The organism is Rhizobium sullae (assembly GCF_900169785.1).
GTDB lineage: Bacteria > Pseudomonadota > Alphaproteobacteria > Rhizobiales > Rhizobiaceae > Rhizobium > Rhizobium sullae.
In genome coordinates this window covers 1-4749 of record NZ_FWER01000125.1, presented here as the reverse complement: position 1 = coordinate 4749, position 4749 = coordinate 1, and the positions used below count along the sequence as shown (strand labels likewise).

The following is a 4749-nucleotide window of genomic DNA, read 5'->3' as shown; positions in this document are numbered from 1 at the left end:
CGAAAATTGCCTGAGCATGAGAGATATCTGCGGATGGCGTCTTTCGCTGGCCTTTCATCCGTTAAGCTTACGATGCCGCCGCATAGCCTCAATTATATGTCGTTCGGGGTCGCTTTTCGTTGCCCTCGACGCCACTTTGACAGGCGCTGCTCGGCGCCCCGACATCCGGCGATGGAAGGCGGCCAAGGCTCGAATGTCAATGCCGGATGAAATTTCTCCAAAGTGCCGAAGTAAAATTCCCCGCTCATACCTGTGTCCTGCTGCGCGGAGTGTTGTTGCGGCCGCCGAAGCTGGAGGTTTGGCCGCAACCAGGTCAGCGAACGGACCGTATTCAGTTAGAAGCCCGGCCTTTGGCGGATCGCAGCTTTCAGGCGTCCGGGAGATGAAGTGGCTCAACGTATTTGGCGACATCGGCTGGGCGAGGAAACTTCTGACCTAAAAAGCCAAGGACGGTCGCGCAAAGTCCCAACGACCAAGCGCACCGTGCGGGCGTAAAGGCCGCCGCCTCATCGCGAGGAACATCCTGGTTGTCATCCTGAATGTGGACCTTGTTGCGGAATTTGCGCAGGGTGTGCAACTCGTCGTAGATGCCTCCCCCGAGTTCATTGAGCAGATCGTATTTGCGCATCACGTCGATGATGTTGTTGAGTTTGTCGATCTTTTTGCCTTCAATTTCACGCCGGTCGGCTGCGGCAATGTTTGGCACGCCTTCCCGATTGAAATTCTGCGCGCGATAGATGATTTGCCCGAGTGCCGCTTCGAGAATAGCTCCGACCTGAACAACCACGAACTTATTTAGCCTGCCGTCGTCGTTGTGTGCACAGAGCGAGCGCAAGACATCAGCATTGTAAACAAGGTTGTCGCCCACCTTGAAATCGCCGATGAAGTTTGAGGGTATCTCGACCACGATATCGTTTCTCCTTAATTATGGAGCGGCTCGCTGCGCCGGACGCGGTTGAACCCGATTTCGCACTTGATCGTAAATCCTGAGCTCGCCAGGCATTTCGAGAGTGACTGCAAGACCGAAAGGAACAAATTCGTCAATGGGACCAGCCGGATCAGGCTCTCTCTGGATTTTCAGCCGCAAGCTCATTCCTTCGGCGACGACCGCGGCTTGTGCCCCGCTCCACACCCGCGTAAAGACGGTCCCGCGATTGGTCTGGTTCCCATCCGGTTGCCAACCATCGGCAGAAACACCAAGCCCCGCGATTTCGACGGGATCGAGGATCTTCATCCTCACGGCGCGATAGGATTTCCGACCCGGCACGACCGGTGTAAACCAAGCTAATGTGGCAGTCACCGAGTGTGCACGTGCTTGGCCGCCGATCACAGCCGGAATCGGCACCAGTACATCGACGCTCCGCTCCCTGCCAAGTGAACCAACACACCAGAAGGTGGCGCGGTCCGCGGCACAAGCGACGGCATCATCGCTGTCGAATACGCCATATCCAAGGAAGCGGCGAATGTTGTCCTTTTGACGCGGAGCCTGACCCTGGCCGAATGGCCCTAGTAGCTCTTTGACCAAGCCGGCCGCCGCATTCGGCCAGCGCGCTGGGTGCACAAGCAGAGCCTTGATGAGGACAGCTCGTTGGGTATTCGTCAACTGCAGAAATTCCTGACCATAGGCCGCTTCCAAGGCATCGTGGATGCGGTGAGCCGTTCGGGAAGCAAGTGCCGTTGCTGCGCTCGTCCCATTTGTGAACCCTTCAGCATTCTCAAGGCCTGGGCGTGGCGGCGCGGCAACTTTGAGGCCCGCTCCTCGACTTGCGCCCGCTGGTGCGACCGTGATGCTCCCCGCGCTGGCGACGACGCGAAGGTGCTCTCGTGCCCCCGGCATAAGAATATCTGGCTTAACGGAGCCTCCGAATCCGGGACCCAGGGCGCTGGACGGGTTCGCAGTGTCGAGCTCGGAATAGGGGTTCACGTTAACGCGAGCCAAGGCTCGCTCCCCGGTCGGCACCCAATCCAGGTTTCGAGCGCCGATGGTCAACCCATTGATCGTTTCGGACGGAGAGAGCAAACGACGGTCGGCGACAACTGCCGCCACCGCGTAGATCACGCCTCGCGCGCGCTGATCCGCACTGGCATCCTCGAAGGCAACCCTGTTTTCAAAGGCCGCGACGGGGAATTGTGTCGTGATATTGCCGGCGCTGACGAGGAAAAGGATACCGAAGCGGTATGCCAGTCTGTCGAGAAGTCTCGCCCAGGGCGACAGCTGGCCGTAGAATGGGCGCCGGACATTTCCAAGCGAAATATTGATGATGATGACATGGGGAGCTGAGGGTTGATTGCCCGCGCGCATACGCATGACAGCCTGATAGATCAAATCGATGACCAGCCTGTCCGACGGAAAGCGGTCGTTCTCGCCTAGAACAGGAATGCAGTGCACCTGACGAGGCAGCGGCGGTTCCGGCTTGTTGCGATCACCGTGAACAATGAGGGAGGCCATGGCCGAGCCGTGATAGCGTTGCGCCACAAGAGCGCCGGGCTCAAGCCCGAAATGATCCTCCACACTCAAATGAGGCTGCAGCAGCGGGTGCCCCGCGACGGGAACACCATCAAGAAGCGCAAGAATCGGGTCGGCGGTGACAGGTCCCATTGCTGGCGCAGGAGCAGCCAGCAGAAGATCATTGGTGTCAATTTCCGTGACGACGCTCTGCGGGCGAATGTGCATGATCGGCTCGACACCGGCCAGGCTGCCGGGAGCCCGCTCCACGACCGTCCGAATTGCTGCCACTGGCAGCTCGGCAAGGATGGCGTGGTAGGCGATGTCATCCAGTCTGGCGCGACTGAGAAGTCGACCGCCACTCTGCCCGATCGCCTCCACGACAGTCGCTTCACTGATCGCACCTGCGCCGGGAGACGCACGGAACACCAGTTCGATTTCAAGAGGAACAAGCTCGTCGTCGGCCCGACCTTCGATCTCCTCAGCCAGGACAGCCGCGTCCAATCGCTGGACGCGATCGGCAGGACCCCAAACACGAAGGTCGCGAAGACAGGCAAAGACGTCCCGCCATGGTGTAAAGCCCTGTGGTAACACTCGGCCCGCCACCCAGGTTCGCCATAGCGACTCTATCTGCCGCAGTGCCCGCAAATCCGGTACAAGCAAGTAGGCAACGGGTGCCTTGTCCTCATCGCCCGACAGCTCTTCTTCGTCGATAAGTTCGAGGCCCGGCACGTTGTTGATTGCCCGTGCAAAGGCGGCAATGCTCCCCTTCACTTCGAATACGAGAAGTCGCTCAGGCGCCAGCGCGGCTGGATCGGCGCGAAGCGCGAGCCCCGCCGGGTCGCGCTGCAGCACGTCTGTCAGGCGCTGAAATTTCGCGCCAAAGCGCTGGTTCTGGTCAGCGGTTGAGTTTGGTTGAGGGCCGCGTACGACCGCTTGACGGCCGGGTGCTCTTGGCTGCGGGGCGGTCGGATGCAGTCTCAGTATCGGTTTGGTCGGGTCGCTCGCCATTCAAAACCTCGGGGCTAACTCTTGTTGCCCAGAGGTCCAGTTCTGAACGAAGTGCATCGTCGATGGAAAGCTCCCCCAAGCCCAATATCTGTCGTCTTCGCACGTTTTGGCAGAAATCCAAAGCCTCTGCAAAACTTACGGTACCCAATTTCGCAGCGATCGATTTGGCCGCAGCCTTAGGCGCATCGGGCCATTGCGAGATAATGCGGTTGAGGAAGACCCCGATCCTCTGGCGGTCCGGGGCCGGGAAAGCCAGCCGCATCTGGAAGCGGCGCCAGACTGCCCGGTCCAGTAGCTCGGCGTGGTTGGTCGCGGCAATCACAACGACGTAACTGGGCAGCTGGTCGAGCTGCATAAGCAGGAACGAGACGACGCGTTTGATTTCGCCGGTCTCGTGGGTATCGCCACGTTCCTTGCCGATTGAGTCGAACTCGTCGAAGAACAGAACGCTCGGCCGCGTACGGACATAGTCGAAGAGCTTGCGTAGGCGCGCATTCGTCTCGCCGAGATAGCTGCCGATCAGAGCGTCGTATCTGACAACGAAGAACGGGAGCCCGAGTGCCTCCGCCACAGCCTCGGCGAATGAGGTCTTGCCATTACCGGGTGGTCCAGAAAGCAGGATCCGATGCCGCGGCTCATAGCCATGAGCCCGCAACACGTCGGCGCGCGTATGTTCTTCGATGAGCTGCCGGCCGCCCTGTTCCACTGGAAGAGGCAGCATCAGTTGACTGAGCTGAAGCCGTGGCTCGAGCTCGAGAATCGTGTCCTTGCCGGAGCCGGCGGGGCTGGAGGCGGCAGTCAGCGCCGGGGGCGTTATGGCGACCGTAGACAACGCCCGTTCAAGCCGATCGGCGACGATATGGTGGTTTTGTGCCCGCTCTTCAGCGACCAGCGCTTCCGTAGCAGATTTCAGCATCGCCCGATCGCCGGATGCACCGGCGCGTACGAGGGAAATGAGAAGGTCGCTTCGGGCCATGTCGATCGCGTCTCTTAAGGTTCTGAACTTAAACTCGCGGCAACGCGAATCGTTGCCCAAATAGTTGAAAAAGTCTTCCCATGCGCACGTCCCGCACTTCTATACATGAAATTTACACCTCGCCAACACTCACATGGAAACCGCCGTTCTCAATTACCCGCCGTGAGTGTAATTTCTGATCCAGCTACGGGCAAAAATAGGGGTCTGACTCATATTTGATGATTTCGCGGTCGAAACTGGGCATCGTCAACTTAACGGAATGTGGAATTCGATGTGCGATGAAGGTTGATGACAGACCGTGATCCACTCTATCGTC

Annotated in this window: 3 protein-coding genes; all 3 read right to left on the bottom strand. The window is 59.1% G+C overall.

What is annotated here, in order from left to right; genetic code table 11:
• Window positions 1-367: 367 nt before the first annotated feature.
• From BN1800_RS38945 to BN1800_RS38935, 3 genes are read right to left on the bottom strand one after another with little or no spacing between them, the layout of a single operon-like run.
• On the bottom strand, window positions 368-907 hold the full coding sequence (locus tag BN1800_RS38945; RefSeq protein WP_027513910.1) for a hypothetical protein: 540 nt from the start codon (window positions 905-907) through the stop codon (window positions 368-370).
• Between the two features lie 18 nt (window positions 908-925).
• Window positions 926-3457 carry a S8 family peptidase gene (locus BN1800_RS38940; RefSeq protein WP_244564822.1) on the bottom strand — a complete coding sequence of 844 codons (2532 nt, stop codon included), beginning with the start codon at window positions 3455-3457 and terminating at the stop codon, window positions 926-928.
• A complete protein-coding gene (locus BN1800_RS38935; protein ID WP_051336865.1) occupies window positions 3345-4433 on the bottom strand; it encodes an AAA family ATPase in 1089 nt (362 codons plus the stop codon). Before BN1800_RS38935 ends, BN1800_RS38940 begins: the two co-directional genes overlap by 113 nt.
• Window positions 4434-4749 lie beyond the last annotated feature (316 nt).